Annotated in this window: 20 protein-coding genes; 17 read left to right on the top strand and 3 right to left on the bottom strand. The window is 68.1% G+C overall.

Annotated elements, in window-relative coordinates; translation table 11 throughout:
* The first annotated feature begins 168 nt into the window (after positions 1–168).
* The 6 genes from ACFVWR_RS09515 (at position 169) to ACFVWR_RS09490 (ending at position 8,622) form a co-directional block, all read left to right on the top strand.
* Positions 169–2,658: a ribonucleoside-diphosphate reductase subunit alpha gene (locus ACFVWR_RS09515; RefSeq protein WP_387210422.1), complete on the top strand. Its 2,490-nt coding sequence runs from the start codon at positions 169–171 to the stop codon at positions 2,656–2,658.
* 98 nt (positions 2,659–2,756) lie between these two features.
* Positions 2,757–3,746, top strand: coding sequence for a ribonucleotide-diphosphate reductase subunit beta (locus ACFVWR_RS09510; protein ID WP_387210420.1), 990 nt, complete (start codon positions 2,757–2,759; stop codon positions 3,744–3,746).
* Positions 3,747–3,802: 56 nt separating this feature from the next.
* Positions 3,803–4,639, top strand: coding sequence for a sulfurtransferase (locus ACFVWR_RS09505; protein ID WP_387210418.1), 837 nt, complete (start codon positions 3,803–3,805; stop codon positions 4,637–4,639).
* 63 nt (positions 4,640–4,702) lie between these two features.
* Positions 4,703–5,779 (top strand): PLP-dependent cysteine synthase family protein, encoded by a 1,077-nt coding sequence (locus ACFVWR_RS09500; protein WP_387210416.1) that lies wholly within the window; start codon positions 4,703–4,705, stop codon positions 5,777–5,779.
* 45 nt (positions 5,780–5,824) lie between these two features.
* Complete coding sequence (locus tag ACFVWR_RS09495) at positions 5,825–7,126, top strand: NtaA/DmoA family FMN-dependent monooxygenase (RefSeq protein ID WP_387210414.1); 1,302 nt, start codon at positions 5,825–5,827, stop codon at positions 7,124–7,126.
* On the top strand, positions 7,126–8,622 hold the full coding sequence (locus ACFVWR_RS09490; protein WP_387210412.1) for an aromatic amino acid ammonia-lyase: 1,497 nt from the start codon (positions 7,126–7,128) through the stop codon (positions 8,620–8,622). The genes ACFVWR_RS09495 and ACFVWR_RS09490 overlap by 1 nt, the downstream gene beginning before the upstream one ends.
* Before the next feature lie 167 nt (positions 8,623–8,789).
* Here ACFVWR_RS09490 and ACFVWR_RS09485 read toward each other — a convergent pair whose 3' ends face one another.
* Positions 8,790–9,296 carry a GNAT family N-acetyltransferase gene (locus ACFVWR_RS09485; protein ID WP_387210410.1) on the bottom strand — a complete coding sequence of 169 codons (507 nt, stop codon included), beginning with the start codon at positions 9,294–9,296 and terminating at the stop codon, positions 8,790–8,792.
* A gap of 222 nt (positions 9,297–9,518) precedes the next feature.
* Here ACFVWR_RS09485 and ACFVWR_RS09480 point away from each other — a divergent pair, with 222 nt between their 5' ends.
* The 3 genes from ACFVWR_RS09480 to ACFVWR_RS09470 are packed head-to-tail and all read left to right on the top strand — an operon-like array spanning position 9,519 to position 12,210.
* On the top strand, positions 9,519–10,418 hold the full coding sequence (locus tag ACFVWR_RS09480; protein ID WP_387210408.1) for an ABC transporter substrate-binding protein: 900 nt from the start codon (positions 9,519–9,521) through the stop codon (positions 10,416–10,418).
* Between the two features lie 5 nt (positions 10,419–10,423).
* On the top strand, positions 10,424–11,407 hold the full coding sequence (locus ACFVWR_RS09475; RefSeq protein WP_387210406.1) for an amino acid ABC transporter permease: 984 nt from the start codon (positions 10,424–10,426) through the stop codon (positions 11,405–11,407).
* Between the two features lie 50 nt (positions 11,408–11,457).
* A complete protein-coding gene (locus ACFVWR_RS09470; RefSeq protein ID WP_387210508.1) occupies positions 11,458–12,210 on the top strand; it encodes an amino acid ABC transporter ATP-binding protein in 753 nt (250 codons plus the stop codon).
* 70 nt (positions 12,211–12,280) lie between these two features.
* On the opposite strand, the gene hrpA is transcribed toward ACFVWR_RS09470, so the two are convergent.
* Positions 12,281–16,168 (bottom strand): ATP-dependent RNA helicase HrpA, encoded by a 3,888-nt coding sequence (gene hrpA, locus ACFVWR_RS09465; RefSeq protein ID WP_387210404.1) that lies wholly within the window; start codon positions 16,166–16,168, stop codon positions 12,281–12,283.
* 149 nt (positions 16,169–16,317) lie between these two features.
* On the opposite strand from hrpA, the gene ACFVWR_RS09460 reads away from it, so the two are divergent.
* Positions 16,318–17,874 carry a long-chain fatty acid--CoA ligase gene (locus ACFVWR_RS09460; RefSeq protein WP_387210402.1) on the top strand — a complete coding sequence of 519 codons (1,557 nt, stop codon included), beginning with the start codon at positions 16,318–16,320 and terminating at the stop codon, positions 17,872–17,874.
* Between the two features lies 1 nt (position 17,875).
* On the opposite strand, the gene ACFVWR_RS09455 is transcribed toward ACFVWR_RS09460, so the two are convergent.
* Positions 17,876–18,358 carry a hypothetical protein gene (locus ACFVWR_RS09455; RefSeq protein WP_387210400.1) on the bottom strand — a complete coding sequence of 161 codons (483 nt, stop codon included), beginning with the start codon at positions 18,356–18,358 and terminating at the stop codon, positions 17,876–17,878.
* Positions 18,359–18,469: 111 nt separating this feature from the next.
* Here ACFVWR_RS09455 and ACFVWR_RS09450 point away from each other — a divergent pair, with 111 nt between their 5' ends.
* The 7 genes from ACFVWR_RS09450 to ACFVWR_RS09420 all read left to right on the top strand — a co-directional run bounded on the left by ACFVWR_RS09450 (position 18,470) and on the right by ACFVWR_RS09420 (position 26,495).
* Positions 18,470–19,321 carry an aldo/keto reductase gene (locus tag ACFVWR_RS09450; protein WP_387210398.1) on the top strand — a complete coding sequence of 284 codons (852 nt, stop codon included), beginning with the start codon at positions 18,470–18,472 and terminating at the stop codon, positions 19,319–19,321.
* 17 nt (positions 19,322–19,338) lie between these two features.
* On the top strand, positions 19,339–19,749 hold the full coding sequence (locus ACFVWR_RS09445) for a hypothetical protein (protein ID WP_387210396.1): 411 nt from the start codon (positions 19,339–19,341) through the stop codon (positions 19,747–19,749).
* Positions 19,750–19,817: 68 nt separating this feature from the next.
* Complete coding sequence (gene msuE, locus ACFVWR_RS09440) at positions 19,818–20,429, top strand: FMN reductase (protein WP_387210394.1); 612 nt, start codon at positions 19,818–19,820, stop codon at positions 20,427–20,429.
* A 19-nt stretch (positions 20,430–20,448) separates the two neighbouring features.
* The gene (locus ACFVWR_RS09435; protein ID WP_387210392.1) at positions 20,449–21,840 is read left to right on the top strand and encodes an NtaA/DmoA family FMN-dependent monooxygenase; all 1,392 of its coding nucleotides are present in this window, start codon (positions 20,449–20,451) and stop codon (positions 21,838–21,840) included.
* Between the two features lie 288 nt (positions 21,841–22,128).
* On the top strand, positions 22,129–23,985 hold the full coding sequence (locus ACFVWR_RS09430) for a thioredoxin domain-containing protein (protein WP_387210390.1): 1,857 nt from the start codon (positions 22,129–22,131) through the stop codon (positions 23,983–23,985).
* Between the two features lie 175 nt (positions 23,986–24,160).
* The gene (locus ACFVWR_RS09425; RefSeq protein WP_387210388.1) at positions 24,161–25,780 is read left to right on the top strand and encodes a hypothetical protein; all 1,620 of its coding nucleotides are present in this window, start codon (positions 24,161–24,163) and stop codon (positions 25,778–25,780) included.
* Between the two features lie 31 nt (positions 25,781–25,811).
* Positions 25,812–26,495: a hypothetical protein gene (locus ACFVWR_RS09420; protein ID WP_387210386.1), complete on the top strand. Its 684-nt coding sequence runs from the start codon at positions 25,812–25,814 to the stop codon at positions 26,493–26,495.
* Positions 26,496–26,535: the final 40 nt, after the last annotated feature.

Genomic DNA, 26,535 nt, shown 5'->3' with positions numbered 1-26,535 from the left:
GGTTCGGAAAATGTCGGCACCCCGCTATATAGTGGTCACACGCCGAAAAGCAGCGAGGGCCATAACCCCCACTTTTCGGCCGTGACATGGGGTTTAAGCGCGGGCCGGGTAGTTGTCGGCACACAGGCATCGCCGCTCACGGGAGCGGCACATTGAGAGGGAGAGAAAGTGGCAATCACTGTTGTCAAGCGGAACGGCGAGCGGGAGCCGTACGACGCCAACAAGATCAACCTGGCGATCGAGCACGCGGCCGAAGGCCTCGACGAGAACATCACCTGGGTCACCCAGATCGCGAGCGAGCTCGAGCTGACGCTGTTCGACGGCATCACCACGCAGCAGCTCGACGAGGCGGTCATCCAGGTCGCCCTCCAGAACGTCAAAGACGACCCGGCGTTCGACACCGTCGCCGCACGCCTGCTCCTCAAGACGATCTACAAGCGCGTGCTCGGCGATTACGCCACGGCCGACGAGCTCGCCTCGCTGCACACCAGCCACTTCCGCGCCTACGTCGAGCGCGGTGTCGGCGAGACCCTGCTCGACTCCCGCTTCACCCAGGTCTTCGACCTCGACCGCCTTGCCGCGCACCTCGACCCGACCCGGGATGAGCTGCTCAAGTACATCGGCGTCGTCACGCTGAACAACCGCTACGGCATCAAGGCCCGCAACGGCGAGACGCTCGAGGTTCCCCAGTACTTCTGGATGCGCATCGCGATGGGCCTGTCGCTCAACGAGGCAGACCCCACCAGCCACGCGCTCGCTTTCTACGACAAGATGTCGAAGCTCGAGTACCTCGCCGCCGGGTCGACGCTGGTCAACGCCGGCACCGCATACCCGCAGCTCTCCAACTGCTTCGTCATGGAGATGCAAGACGACATCGAGCACATCGCGAAGAGCGTGCGCGACGTCATGTGGCTGACGAAGGGCACCGGCGGCATCGGCCTCGCCGTCACGAAGCTCCGCGCCCAGGGCTCGCCCATCCGTTCGAACAACACCACCTCGACCGGTCCGATCCCGTTCATGCACACGATCGACTCCGTTCTTCGTGCGGTGAGCCGCGGAGGCAAGAAGTTCGGCGCGCTCTGCTTCTACATGGAGAACTGGCACATGGACTTCCCGGAGTTCCTCGACCTTCGCCAGAACTCCGGCGACCCCTACCGCCGCACCCGCACCGCGAACACCGCCGTCTGGATCAGCGACGAGTTCATGAAGCGCGTGCAGAACGATCAGGACTGGTACCTCTTCGACCCGCTGGAGGTCGCGGACCTCAACGAGCTCTACGGCAAGGCGTTCTCCGAGCGCTACGCGTTCTACGTCGCCGAGGCCGAGGCCGGCCGCATCAAGATGTTCAAGAAGATCGCGGCGCGCTCGCAGTTCAAGGACATCCTGATGAGCCTCCAGACCACCAGCCACCCGTGGTTGACCTGGAAGGACACCATCAACAACCGTGCCCTGAACAACAACACCGGCACGATCCACCTGTCGAACCTCTGCACCGAGATCACTCTCCCGCAAGACCGCGAGAACGTCTCGGTCTGCAACCTGGCCTCGATCAACCTGTCGCGTCACATCGTCGACGGCAAGATGGACTGGGCCCGCATCGAGCAGAGCGCCCGTCTCGCGGTGCGCCAGCTCGACAACCTCATCGACATCACGGTGTCGAGCGTCGACGAGGCAGACTTCTCCAACCAGCAGAACCGCGCGATCGGCCTGGGCGTCATGGGCTTCACCGACATCGTCGAGAAGCTCGGCATCAGCTACGAGAGCGAAGCGGCGTACGACCTGATCGACGAGATCATGGAGCACGTCTCGTACGCGGCCATCGACGAGAGCGCCGACCTGGCGCAGGAGCGCGGCGCATACAAGAACTTCGAGGGCTCGCGCTGGTCGCAGGGTCTCGTACCGTTCGACTCGATCGCCCTCACCGAGCAAGACAGGGGGGTCGAGATCAAGGTCAACCGCACCACCCGTCTCGACTGGGATGCGCTTCGGGCCAAGGTCAAGGGCGGCATGCGCAACGCCACCCTCATGGCCATCGCGCCGACCGCATCCATCGGCCTGGTCGCCGGCACCACCCCCGGATTCGACCCGCAGTTCTCGCAGATCTTCAGCCGGTCGACCTCCTCGGGCAAGTTCCTCGAGGTCAACCGCAACCTGGTCTCGGCTCTGCAGGAGCGCGGCATCTGGGAGTCGACCCGCGAGTCGATCCTGCGTTCGCAGGGCGACATCCAGAACATCGCCGAGATCCCCGACGAGATCAAGGCGACGTACAAGACCAGCTTCCAGCTGTCGCCCTACGCCTTCCTCGAGGTGGCGGCTCGCGCCCAGAAGTGGATCGACCAGGCCATCAGCCGCAACATGTACCTCGAGACTCGGGACATCGGCGACATGATGGACATCTACTTCGCAGCTTGGGAGCGTGGCGTCAAGACCACCTACTACCTGCACATGAAGCCGCGTCACCAGGCCGAGCAGTCGACGGTCAAGGTCAACAAGGCAGAAGAGATCGGGTCGGCTCGCAAGGGCTTCGCGACGGTCGGCGCAGGAACCCCGGCCCCGGCTGCGTCCGCAGCCTCCGGCGATAACGAGGCCCCGGCGGCCCCCGCCCCGGCTCGCCGTGGCTTCGGCTTCGGAGGAGTTTCGAACGGTGGTGAGAAGTAATGAACACAAAGATCGAGGAGTACTACGTGCCCGTCGACCCGATGGACGACCTGCAGTGCGAGTCGTGCCAGTAAGCAATCCGAGGAGAAAGTAACACCATGGGAATCCTGGGAACGGGAATCGAAGAAGGCCTGCTGCTGAAGCCGGTCAAGTACCAGTGGGCGATGGACCTGTACGACCAGGCCGTAGCGAACACCTGGTTCCCCAACGAGATCCAGCTGGGCGAAGACATCGCCGACTTCAAGCGGATGACGGATGAGGAACGCCACGCCATCACCTTCCTGATGAGCTACTTCAACCCGAACGAGCTTCTGGTGAACAAGGCGCTCGCGTTCGGCGTGTACCCCTACCTGCAGGCTGCGGAGGCACACCTCTACCTCGCCAAGCAGATGTGGGAGGAGGCCAACCACTGCATGTCGTTCGAGTACGTGCTCGAGACGTTCCCGATCGACAGGGAGCAGGCGTATGCCTCGCACGTCGAGGTTCCGTCGATGGCCCGCAAGGAGGAGTTCGAGGTCAACTTCATCAAGCGGATGACGGAGCAGACCCTCGACATCACCACCACCGAGGGCAAGCAGGACTTCATCCGCAACCTGGTCGCCTACAACGTGATCCTCGAAGGCATCTGGTTCTACTCGGGCTTCATGGTCGCCCTGTCGTTCCGTCAGCGAAACCTGTTGCGCAACTTCGGATCGCTGATCGACTGGGTCGTGCGCGACGAGTCGCTGCACCTCAAGTTCGGCATCAACCTGATCTTGACGGTGCTCGAAGAGAACCCCGACCTGCAGACGGAGGAGTTCGCGAACGAGATTCGCCAGATGATCCTGGATGCCGTGGAGATGGAGGAGCAGTACAACCGCGACCTGCTCCCTGGTGGCATCCTGGGCCTCAACGCCAACTACATCAACCAGTACGTCAAGTACCTGGCCGACCGCCGGCTCGAGGAGCTCGGGTTCGAGGCCGAATACAAGGTCGCCAACCCGGCCAAGTGGATGGCGACGGCGAACGACACACTCGAGCTCGTGAACTTCTTCGAGTCCACGAACACCTCGTACGAGTCGAACGCGAAGGCGTCCACGGGTCACTGACCTGCGGCGGTGCGCGGCGTTTGGGTTCCGCTGGATCGGTCTGTGAGGATGGTCGGATGATCGTGCATCCTCTGATCGACTCCGGTGAACTCAGCGCCGCGCTCTCCTCCGCCCGGCCGCCGCGTGTGCTGGATGTGCGCTGGAAACTGGGCGGACCGCCCGGGTGGGGCGAATACGAGCGCGGGCACATTCCTTCGGCCGTATATGTCGATCTCGACACCGAGCTCGCCGGTCACGGCCAGCCCATCGACGGGCGTCATCCGCTCCCGGCGATCGACGACTTTCGCGCCGCCGCGCGACGGTGGGGCATCAACGACAGCGACGCGGTTGTGGTGTATGACGATGTGTCGGGGATGTCCGCCGCCCGCGCCTGGTGGCTGTTGCGTCACGCCGGCGTTGCCGACGTCCGTGTGCTCGACGGTGGGCTGACCAGCTGGGTGAAGAGCCGCGGCTCCCTCGAATCGGGCGCGAACATCCCCGAGCCCGGAAACGTCGAGGTTGCGTTCGGCGCGCTGCCGACGCTGGACGCCGACGAGGCCGCCGAGCTCGCGCACACCGGAGTCCTGTTGGATGCGCGCGCCGGCGAACGTTTTCGCGGCGAGGTCGAGCCTGTGGACCCGCGGGCGGGCCACATCCCGGGAGCCGTCAGCGTACCGACCGCCGACAATCTTGACGCCGAGGGCAGGATGCTGCCGGCGTCAGCGCTTGCCGAACGTTTCGCCGCCCTCGGCGTGAGCAGCGACACCGCGGTCGGCGTGTACTGCGGCTCGGGGGTGACCGCAGCCCACGAGGCGCTCGCCCTCGAGGTCGCGGGGCTGCGGGCGGCCCTGTACCCCGGCTCCTGGTCGGCGTGGAGCAACGATCCGGCGAGACCCGCGGCGACGGGCGCCTGACCGCCCCGCGTAACAGTCGGCAACAGCGGGGCGAAGCCCAGGTGGGGCGATTATCGTCTTCGCATGACCACTGTTCTGCGCGAGGCTTCCGGGGAGGCGCGACCGACCGACGAGGTGCGTCCGGCGGAAGCGTTGCGGCCGGCCGAGGCGCTGACCGCGTCGGCGGGCGACGTCGTGGACTCCGTCGCGGGACTCATCGGGAACACTCCGGTCGTCGAACTCCATTCACTCACACGCGGCCTCGAATCGCGGGTGCTGGTGAAGCTCGAAGGGCGCAACCCGGGCGGTTCGTCGAAGGACCGCATCGCGCTGAACATGATCCGCACGGCGGAGGCGTCAGGCGCGTTGGCCCCCGGTGGCACGATCGTGGAGGCCACGAGCGGCAACACGGGAATCGGGCTGGCGTTGATCGGCCGGCTCACGGGGCATCCGGTGGTGATCGTGCACAGCTCCGACATCTCGGTCGAGAAGCGCACGGTGCTCGCCGCCTACGGAGCGCGGCTGGTCGTCGCCGACTGGGAGGCCGGCCCCGACGATGCCGCCAACCCGCGGGCCGTCGCCGATCGCATCGCGGCCGAGACGGCCGGGTCGTGGCGATCGTCGCAGTTCGCCAACGCGGCCAACCCTGCCGCTCATTACCAGGGCACGGGCCCGGAGATCTGGCGGCAGACGGCGGGCCAGGTCACGCACTTCGTCGCCTCGATCGGCACCGGCGGCACGGTCAGCGGAACAGGCCGCTTTCTGAAAGACGTGAGCGACGGCCGCGTGCGTGTCATCGGCGCCAACCCCGTCGGGTCGACCTACGACGGGGGACCGGCAGGAAGCATCCTGGTCGACGGCGTCGGTTCCGCTTGGCCGCGTGAGTACTGGCCCGAGACGTTCGACAGCGCCGTCGTCGACGAGGTGCGGACGGTCGCCGACCAGGTGGTCTACGACACCGTGCGCAGGCTCGCCGCCGAGGAGGCGCTGCTGCTCGGGCCGTCCTCCGGGCTGGCGATCGCCGTCGCCCTGCGTACCGCGAAACAGGCCCCGGCCGGCTCGGTCGTGGTCGTCGTGGCCCCGGACGGCGGCATCAACTATCTCACCAAGGCGTTCGATCCGGCTTGGCTGGCTGCTGCGGGCGTCACGGCTGCCGAGTAGCGTCAGCAGCACAGGCACCTACAGGCACAGCAGCAGAAAGCACACATGACTCTTCTCCACTTCGGCTGGTTTCTCGGCGCAGGTTTCGGCGTGCAGGGCTGGGGCGACTCCAGCTACGGCATCGGCTACGACTGGAAGCAGCCGCAGGTGTATCAGGATGCGGCCCGCCTGTTCGAGGCGAGTGGTCTCGACCTCTTCATCATCGAAGACGGGGTCGCCGTTCCCGACACGTACGGCGGCTCAGCCGAGGTGAACCTCGCCGCCGCCCGGTTCGTTCCGAAGCACGACCCGCTGCCGCTCGTTCCTTACCTGCTGGGCGCCACGAGCAACCTCGGCATCGTGCCGACCCTGAGCGCGAGCTTCTACGAGCCGTTCACCGCCGCACGGTTGCTGACGACGCTGCAGCATTTCGCTCACGGGCGGCTCGGCTTCAACGTGGTCACCAGTGGGTCCGATCTGGCCGCACAGAATTACGGCCTCGACAAGCAGGTCGACCACGACCTCCGCTACGACCGCGCCGACGAGTGGGTCGACGTCGTTCGCAAGCTCTGGCGCAGCTGGGATCAGGATGCGGTGCTCGAAGACACCGAGCGCGGCGTGTACGCCGATTTCACCAAGGTGCGCACGATCGATCACGATGGCCGCTTCTTCAAGGTGCGCGGACCGTTGAACACGGTTCCCGCCGCCGACGAGCCCGTGATGGTGCAGGCCGGCGCCTCGGGCCGGGGCCGCGACTTCGCGGGCAAGAACTCCGATGTGATCCTCGCCCTCGCTTCCACCCCCGAGCGGATGCGCGAGTACCGCGACTCGATCCGCGAGGTCGCCGCATCCCACGGCCGCAACCCCGACGACATCAAGGTGCTGTTCGTGGTCAACCCGGTCGTCACCGCGAACGCCGAGGAGACCGCGAGCGTGAAGGCCGCGCGCGCCGAACTCACCCAGGCCGCCATCGACGAGCAGTTGCAGTCGATCTCGTACCTGTCGGGCGTCGACTTCAAGACGTTCGACCTCGACGCGCCGCTTCCCGAGCTCACCACCAACAGCAACCAGGGAACGCTCGACAATTTCGTGAAGTCCGCGCCCGCAGGGTCGACGCTTCGCGAGATCCTCCAGGTGCGCGCACGCAAAGACGGTCTGGCCGTCGTCGGCACGCCCGACGAGATCGCCGACCATCTCGGCGAACTCGGTGCGGCCGTCGGAGGCGACGGCTTTCTGTTCACCGGTCAGGTGCACCCCGCCCACGTGCACCGCACGCTCGACGCGCTGGTGCCCGCGCTGCGCCGTCGCGGTCTCATCCGCACCGGCTTCGGTGGCGCGGGGCTACGGCAGAACCTCCTGGAATTCTGATGCCGAGCGACGGCCCCGAGGCCGCGACCGCTGCCGAGGTCGTGCTGTCGGCCGCGGCGCCGACCGTCGCCGACCTCGTCGCGATCGCCGACGGCGCTCAGGTCAGCGTCGGCGCTGACGCCGCACAGGCGGTCGCCGCATCCCGGGCTGTGATCGAGGCGGCCATCGCCGACGGGCGACCCGTCTACGGGTTGAACCGGCGTCTCGGGGCGGCGCGGGATGCGGCCGTCGAGCCGCACGACATCATCGGGTTCCAGCGGCGCACCATCGCCAATCATCGCGGCGGAATCGGCGAAGCCCTGCCCGTGCGGCAGGCGCGCGCGGTGATCGCCGCCCGGCTCATCGGGTTCACCCGCGGCGGCTCCGGCGTGCGCCTCGCACTGGTCGCCGCCTATGCCGACCTGCTGAACGCCGCCGTGCACCCGGTGATCCCGGCGCGCGGGTCCGTCGGCGCTGCAGACCTGACGCACCTGGCCGAGGTCGCCGCTGTCGTGACCGGGGGAGGGCGCGCGTTCGACGCATCCGGAACCCTCGTCGACGGCGCGAGCGCGCTGTCCGCGGCCGGACTGGAGCCCGTGGCGCTCGCTCCGCACGAGGGCCTCGCCGTGCTCAGTTCCAATGCGTACAGCGTCGGCATCGGCGCGCTCGCGGTCGCAGGTGCGCGCGCTGTGGCGGAGGCGGCCGACCGGGCCGTCGCGCTGTCGCTGGAGGCGATCGCCGCCTCCGGGCCGGCGGGCAATCTCGGCGCCTTCACCCGAACGGTGGCGGATGCGCGGGGCGGGGCCGGCCAGCGGGAATCGGCCGCGACCATCCGGGACGCTCTCCGGGGAAGCGCCCTCGAGCACGCCGACCGCGTGGTGACCGTTCAAGACCCACTCGCCTTTCGCACCGCACCCCAGCTGAACGGCGCGCTCCGCGAATCCGTGGACCGGGCCGTCGCCGAGTTGAACCTCGAGCTCGCCGGGCGCGCCGACAACCCCGTCGTCGATGCGGAGTCGGGTGAGATCGTCTCGGGCGGCAACTTCCAGGCGCTCCCGCTCGCGCTCGCGTTCGAAGGTTTGCGTCTCGTGCTCGCTCACGTGGCCTCTGCGTCGGAGCGGCGGACAGCGACCCACTCGGCGACCCTCGCTGCCGCGCGGGCGGCGGGCGAGACGCGCGTGCCCGGGCTCCTGCTCTACTCCGCGGCAGACGCCGTCGCCGAGCTGCGGCAGCTGGCGGCCCCCGCGACGCTCGGCATCACCACCCTGTCGGGCGTGGAAGACCACGCGAGCCTCGCGCCGGTGGCGCTCCGGCTGCTCGAGCGATCGCTAGCTCTCACCGAGGAGGTTCTCGCGATCGAGGCGCTGCACGCGTCGGACGCGCTCCGTGTCGCGGGAACCGTTCCCACCGGCGCGGGAACCGGCCCGCTCGCGCTGGCGCTGGACGTCCTCATCGCGCGCGGCTCCGCCGCTGCCGACCTCGTGCCCGCCGCCGCATCCCTGCTCACCACACCCTGACCCCATCCCCAGCCCCACTCCCACCCCACCCAGACAGCCCCCACCCCCACAGACAGCGCGAGTATTCGTGCCAAAAGTCGGGCTGGAGGCGCCCGAACTGCGCTTTTGGCACGAACAGTCGGCCGGTTCTGGGGCAGAGGGGGACGGGGGGAGGGGGCAGGGAGGGGCTAGAGGGATTTGCGGAAGGCCAGGTAGCCGACGGCCTCCCAGTCGCCGTCGAGATCGAACTCGGGCGTGTAGCCGAGGGAACGGTACAGGGCGACGGCCTCGGGCTGGCGCGCACCCGTCGTGAGCACCACCGTCGTGATCCCGCGGCGTCGCGCCTCGTCCTCCAGTTCGGCCATCACTCGGCGTGCGAGGCCGCGGCGGCGGAAGGCGGAGTGCGTCCACACCCGTTTGACCTCGACGGTGCCCGGTCCCTCCTGCTTGAACGCCCCGCCGGCGACGGGTGCGCCGTCGGCGAGCAGCAGGATGAACGTGCCGCCCCGCTCGGCGCTGAACACTTCGGCGGGGTAGCGGGAGAGTTCGGCCGACGACGGGATGCCGTCGTTCAGTCCGTAGCGCTCGTCGTACTCCCGCGAGAGCTCCTCGACGAGGGGAGCCGCGAGAGGGTCGGTCGGGCTGGTCACGATTACCACAGTGGAGGCCGCGAAGTCGGCGGACGAATCGGTCACGAATCGACGATAACAACGTGCGGCCGTCGTCGGTGCCATCGCTTTCACACTTGGTCATGAACGACGGATTTCGTGCAACGAATCGCGAAATCTGCCGGAAATCTCTGCGAAAAGTGGCGTTGCGCGCGGGAATTAGTGTCAATGTACCGCGTAGTGCCTGAGGTATGCTCCATTCACTGCGTTCCTGCATCCCCTGCACCCGGAAGAAGGACAACCAAGAATATGCGCATCCGAAAACTGGCCCCCGCGGCCGCCTTCGTCGCCATCGCAGCGCTCGCGCTGACCGGCTGCGTCGACAACTCCACGCCCTCCAGTGGTGGCTCAGCGTCGAGCTCCAGCGATGTGAAGAAGGACGACAGCCTCGCCTCGCAGCTGCCGGAGAAACTGAAGTCGTCGGGCACGCTCACCGTCGGCATGGACAACACCTACCCGCCGAACGAGTACAAGGACGACAACGGAAAGCCCGTCGGCTGGGAGGTCGACCTGACCAACGCGATCGGCGCGAAGCTCGGCCTCAAGGTCAACTACGCCATCGCGAAGTTCGACAACATCATCCCGAGCGTCGTCGGCGGCAAAGACGACATCGGCATGTCTTCGTTCACCGACACGACCGAGCGCGAGCAGCAGGTCGACTTCGTGAACTACTACACGGCCGGCATCTCGTGGGCCTCGGCCAAAGGCAAGACCGTCGATCCCGACAGCGCTTGCGGTCTGAAGGTGGCCGTGCAGTCGACGACGTACGAGGACACGGAAGAGGTGCCCGCCAAGTCGAAGGCTTGCACCGACGCGGGCAAGCCTGCCATCCAGGTGCTGCGCTACGACGCCCAGGATGACGCGACCAACGCCGTCATCCTCGGCAAGGCGGATGCGCTCAGCGCCGACTCGCCCGTCACCCTGTACGCGATCTCGAAGTCCGAGGGCAAGCTGCAGGCGGCCGGCAAGGCGTTCGAGGTCGCCCCGTACGGCATCCCGATCGCGAAGGACTCGAAGCTCGTTCCCGTCATCCAGAAGACGGTTCAGGCTCTGATCGACGACGGCACCTACGGCAAGATCCTCGACAAGTGGGGTGTCGCCGACGGCGCCGTCAAGACGGCAGACGTCAACGCCGCTTCGAAGGGCTGAGTTCGATGACCCTGGGCAACCAGGACCGGCCGGCGACGGGCTCCCCGTCGCCGGCCGGCACTCCGACGTCTGAGCCCATCAAGGCGATCAAGCTGCGGCACCCGTGGCGCATCGCGATCGCCGTGGTGCTCGTACTGCTGCTCATCTGGTTCTTGATCGACGCGTCGCAGCGCGACGCTTACGGCTGGCCCAATGTCGGCAAGTACATCTTCGACCGACGCATCAGTGCTGCTGCGCTCGTCACCCTGCAACTGACGATCTACTCGATGATCATCGGCGTGGTGCTCGGGCTCGTCCTGGCCGTGATGCGCCTGTCGCCGAACCCCGTCGTCAAGTCGGTCGCGTGGCTCTACCTCTGGATCTTCCGGGGCACTCCTGTGTATGTGCAGCTGGTGTTCTGGGGCCTCTTCTCGCTGATCTACCCCAAGATCTTCCTCGGCGTGCCGTGGACCGACTGGGGTGTGAACTTCGATCTCGGCTTCATGCAGAACGCGTTCATCATCGCGATCATCGGTCTGGCGCTCAACGAGGCCGCGTACATGGCTGAGATCGTGCGTGCCGGTCTGCTGTCGGTGGATGCGGGCCAGGAGGAGGCCGCGACGGCCCTCGGCATGTCGTGGGGCCAGACCATGGTGCGCATCGTGATCCCGCAGTCGATGCGCGTCATCATCCCGCCGACCGGTAACGAAGTCATCTCGATGCTGAAGACGACGTCGCTGGTCGCGGCTATCCCGCTGACGACCGACCTCTACGGCGTCGCGCGTGACATCTCGGCGTCGACGTTCACGCCCATCCCGCTGCTCATCGTGGCGTCGATCTGGTACCTGCTGTTCACCTCGATCCTGATGGTGGGGCAGTACTTCTTGGAGAAGCGGTTCTCGCGCGGCGTCTCGGCCAGACGGCCCGACCGCGGCGAACCCGCTCTCGCGACGGGCGCGCTGCCCGCTGCGGGAGCGCCGGATGGAAACGACCTGGGAGGCAAGGGATGAGCGACACGACCTTGAACGGCCGCGGAGCCGCCGCATCCACCGCGACCCCGATGGTGCTCGCCGACGGCGTCTCGAAGAGTTTCGGCTCCAACGAGGTGCTGAAGAGCATCTCCCTGTCGGTGAAGTCCGGCGAGGTGCTGTGCATCGTCGGCCCGAGCGGTTCGGGCAAGTCCACCTTCCTGCGGTGCATCAACCACCTGGAGCGAGTGGATGCCGGCCGGCTCTCCGTCGACGGCCAGCTGGTGGGCTACCGGCAGCACGGCGACAAGCTGTACGAGCTGAAGCCCAAGGAGGCGTCGAAGCAGCGTCGTGAGATCGGCATGGTCTTCCAGCGGTTCAACCTGTTTCCGCACATGACCGCGCTCGAGAACGTGATGGAGGCGCCGATCCGGGTGAAGGGCATCCCGAAGTCGCAGGCTGTTGCTCGGGCGCAGGAGCTTCTCGCCCGCGTCGGACTGGGCACGAAGGGCGACCACTACCCGGCGCACCTTTCGGGTGGTCAGCAGCAGCGCGTCGCGATCGCGCGTGCGCTCGCGATGGATCCGAAGCTCATGCTGTTCGATGAGCCGACGTCGGCCCTCGACCCCGAGCTGGTCGGCGAGGTGCTCGACGTCATGAAGGAGCTGGCCGCATCCGGCATGACCATGATCGTGGTCACCCACGAGATGGGTTTCGCGCGCGAGGTCGCCGACGAGTTGGTGTTCATGGACGGCGGTGTGGTCGTGGAGTCCGGCGACCCGCGTGAAGTGCTCGCCAACCCGCAGCATCAGCGCACGCAGGCGTTCCTCTCCAAGGTGCTCTAACCCGCATCGAAGGGTCCCGACACGCCGTCGACCGAGTGCGTCAGACGGCGAGTCGGGACCCTTCGACGCGTCAGCCGGAGATCACCTTGCGGATGCGCTGAAGCGACACCGTCTCGGCCGTGCCGAGCCCCTGGGCGAACAGGCTCACGCGGAACTCTTCGAGCATCCACCGGGCGTGCACGATGTTCTCCGGAGCGCCGGGCGCCACGGGGATGCGGCCGCCCGCGTCGGTGTACAGGGCGACGGCCGTCTCCACCTGGGTCTGCCAGGCGCGGTCGCGCCCCGGGTTCACCGGCAGGGCCGCGATGCGCTGTGTGATGCCGTTCAGGTAGCGCGGCAGGTGTCCCAGACGATCGAGACCGGTCGCCGAGACGAAACCCGGATAGACGATCCCCGCCAGCTGCGACTTCGCGTCGTTGAGTGCGGCGAGGAACACCAGGCTCGTCGCTCCGCCGATCGCCTTCTCGGCCGCTCGGGCGGCTGTGAGGATGCGCGTGACGAGCGCGATGGTCTCGAACATGGAGTCCATCACGATGCCGGAGACGCGGTCGCGCACGGCCTCGAACTCAGCCCGCATGAACACCAGGCCGTCGGGCTTCATCCGGTAGAGAACGTTGTCGATCACCGCGAGCAGGGCGTCATCGAACAGCGCCTTGGTGTTCGGGTATGGGCTCGCGGCGAGCGTGAGCTTCTCGTTCGAGGTGAGGTGCTGCTGCACGTACGCGACCGGCGACGGTATCGACGCGAGCAGCAGCCGGCGCACGCCACCGGGCAGTGCCGCAGCCTGGTCGGCCGGGGTGCTCATGAGCCGGATGCTGACGCTCGCCCCATCATCGACGAGCGCCGGGTAGGCCCTGATGACGTTCTTCGACCCGTTCGGTCCCTTCTGCTCCGTGTCGACGAAGCGGGGCAGCTCGTCGAAGTCCCAGGTGGCGATGCCGGAGCGCTCGAGGGCGTTCGGAGTTCTCGCCTCGGCGACGCGGGCCACCGAATCGCGCGCCCGCGTGCGCAGGCGGTCCTGCAGTTCGCCGAGGTCTTTGCCCGACGCCACCGGGCGCCCGCGCTCGCCGATGACCTGGAACGTCGGGCGCAGGTGCGACGGGATGCGGTCGACGCCGAAGTCCTCGGCCGTCACCCGCGAGCCGGTGAGGCGGCTGATGGTGGCGGCGAGCGTTTCGGCGAGGGATGCGGCGGGCCGCTCGCCCAGGTGCGACCGCATCCCCGCGGTGTCGCTCAATTCGCCGAGAAGCCGTCGTGCCCAGTCGCCCGCCGGCACCACGAGACGGCGGATCGCCTTGGGCAGCGATTTGATCATCGCCGTCACGAGCTCCTGCCGGAGCCCCGGCACCTGCCAGTCGAATCCGTCGGCCACCAAACCCGCGAGCAGGGGCAACGGCACCTGAACGGTGACGCCGTCGTCGTCTTCTCCCGGCTCGAACCGGTAGCGCAACGTCAGCTGCTGATCGCCCTGGCGCCAGACCGCCGGAAAGGCATCGTCGTCGACCGGTGTCGAGTCGTCGGCGAGCAGCGCCTCCTGAGTCATCGTGAGCAGGTCGGGCGTCTCGGTCTTCGCTTTGCGCCACCAGCCCTCGAACGAGCGGGTCGAGACGACGTCGGCCGGGATGCGGCGGTCGTAGAAGTCGAAGACGGCCTCGTCGTCGTTCAGGATGTCGCGGCGGCGCGTGCGTTCCTCGAGCTCTTGCAGTTGCGCGCGCAGTCGCTTGTTGGCGCGATCGAACGCCTGCTGCGACTCCCATTCGCCCTCGACCAGCGCGTGGCGGATGAACAGCTCACGGGCCAGCTCGGGGTCGATCCGCGAATACTGCACGCGGCGGCGGGGGATGATCGGCACGCCGTAGAGGGTGGCGCGCTCGTACGCGACGACGGCGCCCTGACTCTTCTCCCAGTGCGGTTCGCTGTAGCTGCGCTTCACCAGGTCGCCGGCGATCGGCTCGGCCCACGCCGGATCGATGGACGCGTTCATCCTGGCGAACAGGCGACTGGTCTCGACCAGCTCCGCGCTCATCAGGGCGTTGGGCTGCTTCTTGGCGAGGGTCGACCCCGGGAAGATCACGAAGCGCGTCTGACGGGCACCCAGGTATTCGGCGTTGCGGCCCGCGCGTGCGGAGGCGCTTCCCGCTCCGCGGCCCGACCCGGCCTTGTTGCCTGAGGCGGTCGCATCCTTCAGCCCGATGTGGGAGAGCAGGCCGGCGAGCAGCGACTTGTGGATGCCGTCCGGGTTGACCGACGGTTCCCCGATCGTCAGCCCGAGGGGTTTCGCGAGTTGCCGCAGCTGACGGTAGACGTCCTGCCACTCCCGCACCCGCAGAAAGTTCAGGAACTCGGCTTTGCACAGGCGGCGGAACGCGCTGGAGGAGAGCTCCCTCTGCTTCTCCTCCAGATGGTTCCACAGGTTCAGGAGGGTGAGGAAGTCGCTGGTCGGGTCGGCGAACCGGGCGTGCATCTCGTCGGCCGTGCCGCGCCGCTCGACGGGTCGCTCACGAGGGTCTTGGATGGTGAGGCCTGCGACGATCGCCATCACCTCGCGGGAGACGCCGTGGCGCTTCGACTCCACGACCATCCGTGCGAACCGGGGATCGATGGGCAGCTGGGCGAGGTTGCGACCGACTTTGGTCAGCGCCGACTCCCCGTCTTTCGTGCGCACGACCGCGTTCAACTCCGAGAGCAGATCAAGGCCGTCTTTGATACCGCGGGAGTCGGGCGGCGTGAGGAACGGGAACGCCGCGATGTCGCCGAGCCCGAGCGAGATCATCTGCAGGATCACCGCGGCCAGGTTCGTGCGCAGGATCTCCGGCTCGGTGAACTCGGGGCGTCGCTCGAAATCCTCCTGCGAGTAGAGCCGGATGGCGATGCCGTCACTCGTGCGCCCCGAGCGGCCGGAGCGTTGGTTGGCGCTCGCCTGCGAGATCGCCTCGATCGGCAGCCGCTGCACCTTGGCACGAACGCTGTACCGGGAGATGCGCGCGGTGCCCGCGTCGACGACGTACTTGATGCCGGGCACGGTGAGGCTCGTCTCGGCCACGTTCGTGGCGAGCACGATGCGGCGGCGAACACCCGGCATCGTCGAGGGTTGGAACACGCGGTGCTGCTCGGCGCTCGACAGCCGGCCGTAAAGCGGGAGCACCTCGGTGTGCGGAAGGTTGCGGCCCCGCAGCGCATCGGCCGCATCCCTGATCTCGTTCTCGCCCGAGAGAAAGACGAGCAAGTCGCCCGGCGCCTCCCGGCCGAGCTCATCGATGGCGTCGTTGATGCCCTGCAGGTAGTCGCGATCGGCCGAGGGGATGGGGTCGGCGTCTTCGTCGTCGTCGTCCAGCGCCTCGGCGACGAGCGGACGGTAGCGCACCTCGACGGGGAACGTGCGGCCCGAGACCTCGACGATCGGTGCCGGCTTGCCGTCCGCATCCGCGAAATGCTCGGCGAAACTCTGCGGGTCGATGGTGGCCGAGGTGATGATGAGCTTCAGATCGGGCCGCTGGGGGAGCAGCTGTCTGAGGTAGCCGAGCAGGAAGTCGATGTTGAGGCTGCGCTCGTGCGCCTCGTCGATGATGATCGTGTCGTACTTGCGGAGCATCCTGTCGCGGTGCATCTCGTTCAGCAGGATGCCGTCGGTCATGAGCTTGATGCGCGTGCCCGCTCCGACCCGGTCGGTGAATCGCACCTGGTAACCGACCAGGCCGCCGACCTCCTCGCCCAGCTCCTCGGCGATGCGTTCGGCGATCGTCCGCGCGGCGAGGCGTCGCGGCTGGGTGTGCCCGATGCTCTCGCGGCCCACCTCCAGAGCGATCTTCGGCAGCTGCGTGGTCTTGCCCGACCCCGTCTCGCCGGCCACGATCACGACCTGGTTCTCGCGGATCGCGCGACCGATCTCTTCCCGCTTCTGGCTGACGGGCAGCTCGGGCGGGAAGTGGAGGCGGGCGGGGGAGACCGTGGAAGACATGAGCCCTCCAGTCTACGACGACGGCCGACGATCGGAGAGGATCGGCGCCCCACCCACCCGCACGGGGTGATTGCCCGGGGAACCGCCGTGCCGTAGGTTGCAGTCAACCCGAACGGGTTCTTTTGTCGATGGAGACAGGGAGAACGCCCATGAGTCATGGTTTCGCCACGATGTCGGTCGCGAGCATCCTCGCCGAGACAGCGCACCGGGAGCCGCAGAACGTCGCTCTCGTGTTCGGAGATCAGGAGATCTCCTATGGGCAACTCTGGGAGGAGACCCGCCACTACGCGGGAGCGCTGCGATCGAGGGGCATAGGCGAAGGGGATGCGGTCGCCCTGCTCATCCCGAACGTTCCCGACTTTCCGCGGGCTTACTACGCGGTGCTGTCGCTCGGCGCGATCGTCGTTCCGGTGCATGCGCTGCTGAAGGCGGAGGAGATCGACTACGTGCTGAGGGACAGCGGCGCGAAACTGCTGATCTGCGCCGCGCCGCTGCTCGGGGAGGGCGCGAAGGGCGCTGCGATGGCCGGCATCGAGACCCTGTCGGTGCTGGTTCCCGACGAGATGCGCGGAGCCCTGCCCTTCGCGCGCCTCGAGGACGAGGCGGCCGGAGCGCATCCGATCGACACCTATCTGCCGCGCGACCCGTTCGACACCGCGACCATCCTCTACACGAGCGGGACGACGGGCAGGCCGAAAGGGGCGGAGGGCTGTCACTTCTCCCTGGTCGAGCAGGTGAACACGCTCGCGGCCGGGGCGCTGGATGTGACAGCCGACGACCGCATCCTCGGCTGCCTTCCCCTCTTCCACACCTTCGGCCAGACGTGTGTCATGAACCTCGGCTTCCGGGTCGGCGCCGCGATCGTGCTGGTGCCGAAATTCGACGGCGCGACCGCGCTGTCCTTGCTGAACAGCAAGCGGTGCACCGTGATGACGGGTGTTCCGACCATGTACATCGCCCTGCTGGAGGCGGCCAAGTCGAATCCCGAGCGACCGCCGCTGCGGTACGGGATGTCGGGCGGCGCGGCCATCCCGGTCGCCGTCATCGAGCGCATGAAAGAGGTGTACGGCATCGACGTGCACGAGGGATACGGGCTCACCGAGACCTCACCGGTCGCCTCGTTCAACCACCGCGGCAAGCCGACCAGGGTCGGCACCGTCGGAACGCCGATCTGGGGGGTGGATGTCGAGATCGCCGACGCCGAGATCGACGACCGCATCGAACTGCTCGCCCGCGGCGAGCTCGGTGAGATCGTGGTGCGCGGACACAACCTGATGAAGGGTTACCTGCACCTGCCGGAGGCGAACGCCGAGGCCGTGGTCGACGGCTGGTTCCGCACCGGGGACCTGGGCACGAAGAGCGACGACGACTACATCACGATCGTCGATCGCAAGAAGGACATGATCGTGCGCAACGGCTACAACGTGTACCCGCGCGAGGTCGAGGAGGTGCTCTCGACGCATGCTGCGGTCGCGATGTGTGCCGTGTTCGGGATCAGCGACGACAAGCACGGCCAGGAGATCATGGCCGCGGTCACGCTCATGCCCGACGCCGACGTGAACGCGGACGATCTCGTGGCCTTCGTGCGCGAGCACGTCGCCGCCTACAAGTTTCCGCGCCGCGTCGTGGTTCTCGACGCGCTGCCGCTCGGGCCGAGCGGAAAGGTTCTGAAGCGCGAACTGGTGGCGCGGTTCGAGGTCGCCTGACTCAGTCGATGGTTGAGATCGTCGCCACGAGGGAGTCGCCGAGCACCTCGGGGATGCCGGGCTGGAAGTCGCTCGACAGGTAGAGCCGCACGCCGCGGGATGCCCGTGCCGGGTCGGCGACCTCGTGGCGGTCGCGCAGCGACTGGGCGAACCAGCTCTCGCCGAGCAGGGCGCGCGAGAAGGCGAGCGCCTCGGCATCCGTCGGCGACACGTCCTCCTCTTCCCGGTCGACGGCGCTCACCCGCGTCGCGATGAGGGTGATGGGCTGCCCTTCCGAGGCCGCGACGCAGACCGCCGACACGATGCACAGCACATCGTCGCGGTCGGGAGAGGCGACGGCGATCGGCTCGGTCGGCCGCGGGTTCGCTTCGGCGGAACTGGCGTCGATGAGACGGAACATCGCGTCGCGCAGTTTGGCGAGCTCGTCGCCGTGCTCGATCAGCAGTGCCTGTGCCAGGTTCTCGATGTGCTCGCGCGATGCCATGCGGCTCCCGTCTCTCGTCGGTGCCGACGTTACCGGATTCATCGCCGCGACCACTGAATCCAGAGCCGATGCCGATTGGATGCGCGGCGAGACAGGGATTACCGTAGAACAATGGTTGCAAACGCAAATATCCCCACTCTGACTCTGAACACCACTCTGACTCTGAACAACGGTACGACCATCCCGCAGCTCGGGTTCGGCGTCTTCAAGGTCGACCCGGCCGAGACCACGCGCATTGTCACCGACGCGCTCGAGGTCGGCTACCGTCACATCGACACCGCCGCGATCTACGGCAACGAGGAGGGCGTCGGTCAGGCGCTCGCCGGCGCCGGCATCCCTCGCGAAGAGCTCTTCGTCACCACGAAGCTCTGGAACGACCGCCAGACCGACGCGCAGGCCGCCTTCGACGAGTCGCTCGCCAAGCTGGGCCTCGACTACGTCGACCTGTACCTCATCCACTGGCCCACCCCGGAGAAGAACACGTTCGTGGAGGCGTGGAAGTCGCTCGAGAAGATCGCCGCCTCCGGCCGCGCCAAGGCCATCGGTGTCTCGAACTTCCTCGTGCCGCACCTGGAGCAGCTGCTCGCGAACACCGACGTGGTGCCCGCCGTCAACCAGATCGAGCTGCACCCGGCGCACCAGCAGCCCGAGGTGACGGCGTTCGCGCGCGAGCACGGCATCCACATCGAGGCCTGGGGTCCGCTCGGGCAGGGCAAGTACCCGCTGTTCGAGGCGCCCGAGGTCGCAGGGGCCGCCGAGGTCCACGGCAAGACCCCGGCGCAGGTCGTCATCCGCTGGCACCTGCAGACCGGCAACATCGTCTTCCCGAAGTCGAACCGCCGCGAGCGCATGGCCGAGAACTTCGACGTCTTCGACTTCGAGCTGACCGCCGACGAGGTCGCGGCCATCACGTCGATGGAGCGCGAGGGACGCGTGAGCGCCCACCCCAACGAGGTGAATTAGCAAGTTAGGCTCGCGCTGTGCGCATTGTGACGATCACCGGCAAGATCAGCTACGTCATCGGCGGATACGCGCTGCTGCTCGTGCTGAACGTCTTCGTGTTCCAGCAGCTCGTGAATCCGACGTTCGACGTGATGATCGTCGCAGTGCTCAACATCGCCTTCGTGGTCATCGGGGTGCGCACGTTCCGTGGTATCGAAGAGAACCGCGAAGACCCCCGTGCGTGGTGGCGTGCCACCGCCAAGCCCGCAGCCGGTTTCTGGATCGGCGCCGGGCTGGCGGTGGCGGCCGCCATCTCCCTCCTCGGAGCGCTCGCCTCCGATCCCGAGGACTCATTCGTGCCCGCGGTCGCCTGCCTCGTGTACGCGGCCGCCGCGATCTACTATCTGCACTCGTCATACCGGCTGCGTACGCTCGACCTCGCGCCCTAGCCCGCCCACGTTTACGCCGTGTGACACGCACGCTCGCTTGTGCCGGGATGCGGGCATAGCGTCGAGCCATGTCTCAGCTGCTTCCCGTGCCATCGGCCGACTCCGGTCGCGCTCTGCGTGTCGTCGCCGTCTCCGGCAGCCTCCACGCGCCGTCGAAGACCACGGCGCTCGTCAAAGAGATCCTGGCCGCCTACGGCCGGGAGATCGGCGTCGACGCCCACCTCATCGCCGTCAGTGAGATCGGCCCGGATTTCGCCGGTGCCCTGCGGCGCGACCAGCTGCCCGCCTCGGTGGAGGAGGAACTGCAGCGCATCGAGTCTTCCGACCTGCTGATCGTGGCAAGCCCCGTCTACCGCGCGTCGTTCACCGGGCTGTTCAAGCACCTGTTCGATTTCGTGGGGCAGTACGCGCTCGTCGACAAGCCGGTGCTGCTCGCCGCCACCGGTGGCTCCGACCGGCACGCGCTCATCATCGAGCACCAGTTCCGGCCGCTGTTCGGCTTCTTCCAGGCTCTCACCCTGCCGATCGGCGTCTACGCCAGCGACTCCGACTTCACCGACGGCGCGGTCTCCAGCCTCGACCTCCACGAGCGCATCGACCTCGCCGTCGCCCGGTCGCTGCCCCTGATCCGCAGTAACGTCGCCGAGGCCGACTCGATCGCGAAGTATCTCGGACGATGACCTCCGGCGGCGGTCGCGGATGATTCTGGGCGCGGTCTTCCGGGGGCTCGGCGCGCATCCCGCGGGCTGGCGTCATCCCGGCGCGCACAGGGACCCGCTGAGGGATGCGGCCGTGCTGAAGCGCACGGCACGCACTGCCGAGGCGGCCAAGCTCGACTACCTCTTCTTCGGGGAGTGGCTGGCGACCGGGCCGGACCTCGAGTTCCGTGACCCCGATCTGCTCGCGCGCATCGACCCGGTGAGCTCGATCGCGTTTCTGGCGGGTCTGACGAAGCGCATCGGTCTCATCGCCACGGTGAACACGGCCTTCGCCGACCTGTACACACTGGCCCGGCAGACGGCGTCCATCGACCGGCTGAGCGAAGGTCGCGCCGGGCTGAACGTCGTGACCGGCGCGGATCCTCGAGCGGCAGGCAACCACGGCCGGGACGGGCGCGACGGCACCGAGCCGAACTACGACCAGGCGAGCGAGATCGTGCGCGCCCTGAGGTTGCTCTGGGACAGCTGGGAGGACGACGCGTTCGTGCACGACGCGCGGTCGGGGAGGCTCATCGACCCGGGCAAGCTGCACCGCACGGATGCGGTCGGCGAGCACGTGCGGGTGACGGGACCCCTCAACGTCGCGCGGCCGGTGCAGGGTCACCTTCCGATCGTGCACGCGGGAACGTCGTCGCGCTCCCGGCTGCTCGCCGCCGAGCTCGCCGATCTCTCGCTCGTGGCACTGCCGACCGTGGAGCAGGCCGTGCTCTTCCGGGCCGAGCTGCAGCAGCAGGCGCTGGCCTTCGGGCGCGAGCGCGGACATCCCCTGGTCGTCACTCCCGTGCTGCCCGTGGTGGCCGCCACCACAGCGGAGGCCCGCGCCGTCTACGACGAGCTGCTGCGGCTCGTACCACTCGACGACGGCTCGCCGCTGGCCCAGTCGCCGGATTTCCCGGCCAATCGGTCGATCCGCGCCCTCTCCACCGTGGTCGGGGTGCCGCTCGGCACGCCCGACCTCGACGACGCTGTGCCGCTGAGGGTCACGCGTCGCTTCTCCGACGGCGGTCAGCGACTGCTTGAATCGGTTGCGACGCGCACCGGGCGGCGGGTGGAGGGCGAACGTGCGATCACCTACCGCCACCTCCTCGCGTCCCACGCCGTGCCGGCGACGGCGGTCGTCGGCAGCGCACGCGAGGTGGCCGATCACCTCGACGGGTGGTTCACCGACGGCGCGGTCGACGGCTTCAACGTGCTGAGCCCGTTTCTCGGGGCGCAGTTCGAGGCGTTCACGGGACTCGTCGTGCCCGAACTGCAACGCCGCGGGCTGTTCCGAACCGAGTACGAGGGTCGCACCCTCCGCGATCACCTCGGGCTGGAGCGCCCGCAGAACGTGCACGTCGTCGAGGCGCGCGAGGTCGGCAGGAGCGCCTGACCCATCCCCGGTCCTGTCGTTGGACCGCGGCTACAGCCGAAGGGGGGAGGGCGGCCCACCGGCTCGCGTGCGGGTGGGACTCTGCCACGACGCGCGGGCCGATGTCGGGATCGGCGCCCTCCCTGCTCGGTTCGGTGCGACGTCACGCGTGTTCAGTGCCAGGTCGACTCCCAACAGCGCTCGTCGCGCCGGGGTCTGGGGCACGGGTCACAGCTTACGCTCGTCCGAAGGTTCAGGCCAGCGATTTCTGCCGGCGCGCTCAGCCCACGGGAGTCGTAGGCTGGCGGCATGGCGAACCGGCTCGCTGAGGCGATCAGCCCCTATCTGAGGTCGCACGCGGACAACCCCGTCGACTGGTTCCCGTGGGGCGCGGAGGCGTTCGCCGAGGCCGAGCGACGGGATGTGCCCGTGCTGATCTCGATCGGCTACGCCACCTGTCACTGGTGCCATGTCATGGCAAGGGAGAGCTTCAGCGACCCTGTGCTCGCTGCCGAGCTCAACGAGCGGTTCGTGGCGATCAAGGTCGACCGGGAGGAGCATCCCGAGGTCGACGCCGGCTACCTCTCGGCGGCCAGCGCGTTCACCGGAAATCTCGGCTGGCCGCTGACCGTCTTCGCCACCCCTCGTGGGCAGGCGTTCTTCGCGGGAACCTACTTTCCTCCGCTGCCCGTCGCCGGCCACGCCTCGTTCCGGCAGGCACTGGATGCTGTGACCGACGCCTGGGTGAACCGCCGCGCCGAGGTCGAAGACAACGCGGCGAAGGTGGTCGACGCGCTCGCCGCAGCATCCGCAGCCGCCGTCGAGGTCACCGAACTGCCGAACGGCCGCGTGCTGGATGCGATCGTCTCCGCCATCGCACAGGCGGAGGACCCCGAGTTCGGCGGGTTCGGGATGCAGCCGAAGTTTCCCGTGGCGCCTTTGCTCGGGTTCCTGCTGGCGCGCGAGTCGGGGGTGGAGCTCGCCGTCCGCACTCTCGACCGGATGGCGGCGTCCCCGCTGCGCGATCCGGTCGACGGCGGCTTCTTCCGCTACGCGACGAAGCGTGACTGGAGCGACCCCCATTACGAGCGGATGCTCTACGACAACGCCCTGCTCCTCCGCGCGTACGCGGCCGCGTGGCAGCGGACCGGTGGCGACCGCGCCCAGGAGGCCGCCGACGGCGCGGCGCGGTTCCTGCTCGACGTGCTGCGGCGTGCGAGCGGGGGCTTCGCCTCCGCACAGGACTCGGAGAGTGTGATCGACGGCGTTCGGGTGGAGGGCGCCTACTACCGCGCCTCCGCCGCCGAACGGGCGCAGCTCGAGGCCCCACCCATCGACGAGAAGGTGCTGACCGGGTGGAACGGGTTCGCCATCGGGGCGCTGGCCCGCGCCGGATTCGCGCTCGACCGGCCCGGCTGGCTCGTCGCCGCCGCTCAGGCGGCCGACCTGCTGCTCGAACGGCACGTGCTTCCGACGGGCATCCTCGTTCGGGCCTCCCTCGGTGACAGGGTCTCCGACGCAGGCGCCACGCTCGAAGACTACGGCGGCCTCGCCCACGGGTTGCTCGACCTCGCGCTGGCTGCAGGAGACGTGCGATACGCGGTGGCCGCCCGCGACCTCGTCGACCTCTGCATCGACGCCGCGGTGGAGGAGCACTGCCCGTTCGGTGTTCCCGGTGGCGGAGACCCCGTGCTGCAGAGCAATGGGATGGGCATCAGGATCGACCCCTCGGAGGGCGCGTATCCCTCAGGACTGTCCGCCACGGCATCCGCCGCTCACGTGCTCTACCTGCTCACGGCGGAACGACGCTACGAGCGCGCCGCTCGGGAGGCGATGCGGCTCGTCGCCGCCCAGGCCGAGCAGACCCCCAGCGCGTTCGGTGCGGCGCTCGAACTGATGTCGGCGCTCGACGCTGAACCGGTGCAACTCGTGCTGGTGCTGCCGGACGACCGGCACGCGGATGCGGCCGACGGTCTCCTCGCCGTCGCCCGCCATCGCCACGGCGACCTCGTCGCGGTCGTGTCGGAGAGCGCTGCCGCCGCGTTCGCCGCCGCCGGATTCGAGCTCTTCGCCGGGCGCGCGACACGCGACGGGGCGCCGACGGCCTATCTCTGCCGCGACTTCGTCTGCCACCTTCCGGTCACGGACGCCGCCGCCCTGCGCTGAATCGGCCTCGCCACACGCCTCCGTCGCGCGCGGTAGAGGATACCGATATACAGGATATTGCGCGCTCGGCACTGCGGATGTTTATTGAGACGTGTTAGCGTTGGAACTGATATTCCGTGTCCCAGACTTGACTGCACGCTACCTGCGAGTGATCACTGCGAAGTGAGGAGTTCCCGTGAAACGTCTCACGCTCGGCGGCATCGGCCTCGCCGCGGTGGCCGTCGGCCTCGCCTCCTCCACCTCAGCCGCAGCCGGTTTCCACGACATCGGCTACGCGTCGCTGCAGGCCGCCACCGAGGTGACGTCGGGCGTGCCGCCGGTCGGCAACGACCAGTCGGGCGGCTCGGCCCTCTTCATCAGCCGCTTCGGTGACCTGTTCGTCTCGGGCATCCGTTCCAGCGGCGACGGCGCCGGAAGCGCGTCGACCCCCGCTTCGGCCGACCCGACGAAGGCGATCTTTCCGGAGGGAACAGTGATCGTGGAGGCGGCTGGAAGCTCCGACAACTTCACCGCGTCCAACAGCACGAGCTTCGCGGCGCGCGACTCGGAGGGCGGCGTCTGGACCTGGGGGAGTCCATATCCAGCGGGAGCCGCGGGAGCCGGCCTCATCGGTCGCGGCCCGATCACGCTGCAGCAGTCGTACACGCCGGGCCAGGTCACCACGACGTTCGATGGCACCCCGCTGCCACCGGTCGTCGACCTGCAGCGATCAGAGAACCAGTTCCTCGCGCTCGACGCCGACGGCAACATGTACGCCTGGGGCTACGGCGGCGAGAACATGCCGACCGACAACGCCAGCTCCCAGGGCAACCCTCTGCCTCGCCTCGCGAACGACACCGCGAACAACCTGTCGAGCAGTGGATGCGCGTCCGGGGCGAACGCCGCCGGCACGGTGAAGTGGCACTCGATCTGGGGAGGCAACAACTCCTCGGGCGCGGTGTCGCAGAGCGGCCTCATCTATACCTGGGGCTATGACCACTCCGACGGCACCGGAACGAGCCAGAACAGCCAGCGCTGCCCATACCTGAACCGCGGGGCGAATCAGGCGCTCTTCGCCGCGTATCCCGAGCTCTACACCGACGCAGGCGGCGCTTCCTACGACGGCACGACGGCCAGCTTCACCGCGATCTTCGCCAACATGTCGGCGGGCACCTTGCAGCAGTGCGCCGGAGTGGCCGACAAAGACATGGTCGACCAGGGCGCGTGCCCGGTGCGTCAGCTGGGGTTCAGCGCGCGCGCCCCGCGGATGGTGCTGCAGAACGGCGACCTCTACACGTGGATGATCTCCACCGATCAGACCTACGGCTACAACTTCCTCGGCCGCACGAGCAGCACCAGCTCCTCGGCCCCCGACTACCGTAACCGCCCGGCCGTCGCCCTGCAGAACATCGATTACGCCTCGCCCGGAGTCGGCTCGGTGCAAGCACTCACCCGGTCGGGGGATGTGCTCGGCTGGGGCCGCAACAACTTCTGCCAGGCGATCGGCGTGCACTCCACCGCCGCGACGTCGTGCTCGACGAACGTGAGCGGCGACATCGTCACCATGCCGACGCCGGTCGCCGGGGTGCCGGCGGGAGCCATCTCGAAGGTGGCCACGACGCAGTGCGCGGCCTGGGCGATCACGCCCGCCGGAGACATGTACGCCTGGGGCGGCGGCACGATCGTCGGTTCGAGCTACGTGATGTGCGTCGCCGGCAGCGGCTACAAGATCTACGACCAGACGGCCGTCACCGTCGAGCACATCTTCGGTCAACCCGTCACGGCGAACTCGACCGGAACAATCCGCGTGAAATAACGATCAACCTCCACTGGAAAGGAACGCAGACATGCGAAACAACACCACCGATCGGCCCTCCGCCAAAACGGGTCGCAAGCGCGTCGTCATCGCCGCCGGCGCGTTGCTCGGCGTAGCCGCGCTCGCCACCGCTGCGGCGTTCACCGATCAGGCCTTCCTGAACCTGGGCGGCTCCGGCGGCTTCGGCGGCTCCGAGAACACGTACAACATCCAGGTCTCCAACCGCCAGGAGGCCACCGTCGCCTCCGTGGCGAGCTGGATCGAGGCGAACCCGGATGCGGCGGACATCACGCCGATCGTCGGCGCCGACTCGCTGGTTCCCGGCGGCGACCCGCTGCTGGTGAACATCCCCGTGCGCAACGAATCGGCCTCGTTCGGCTCGACCCTCGACATCGCGTTCGAGAACATCCGGGCCGCCGACCCCGACCCCGACCAGGCAGCCAGGGATGCCGCGTATGCGTCGCTGCTACGGGTCGACATCGCGCAGGTCGACGACGCCACCTCGGTGCCCACCCAGTGGGCGGCCACCGGGCTGACCCTCGCCGATGGAAGCATCGCTGCGACCGACCTCGCTGCGCTCGACGCCGGCGCCGGTTCGGTCCTCGTCGTGCGGGTCTACCTGGTCGACGGCGCCGATCAGGTGAGCACGAACGCCGCGAACGGCGGCGGCGTGCAGCTGCAGGCCACCGTCAGCGGCTCCTCCGTCAGCAGCTGACCGACCGAGCCGCCGCATCGCCGAGTCGAGAGAGGACGAG

This window comes from Leifsonia sp. NPDC058292, assembly GCF_042880955.1.
GTDB lineage: Bacteria > Actinomycetota > Actinomycetes > Actinomycetales > Microbacteriaceae > Leifsonia.
This window is presented reverse-complemented; position numbering and strand designations above follow the sequence as displayed.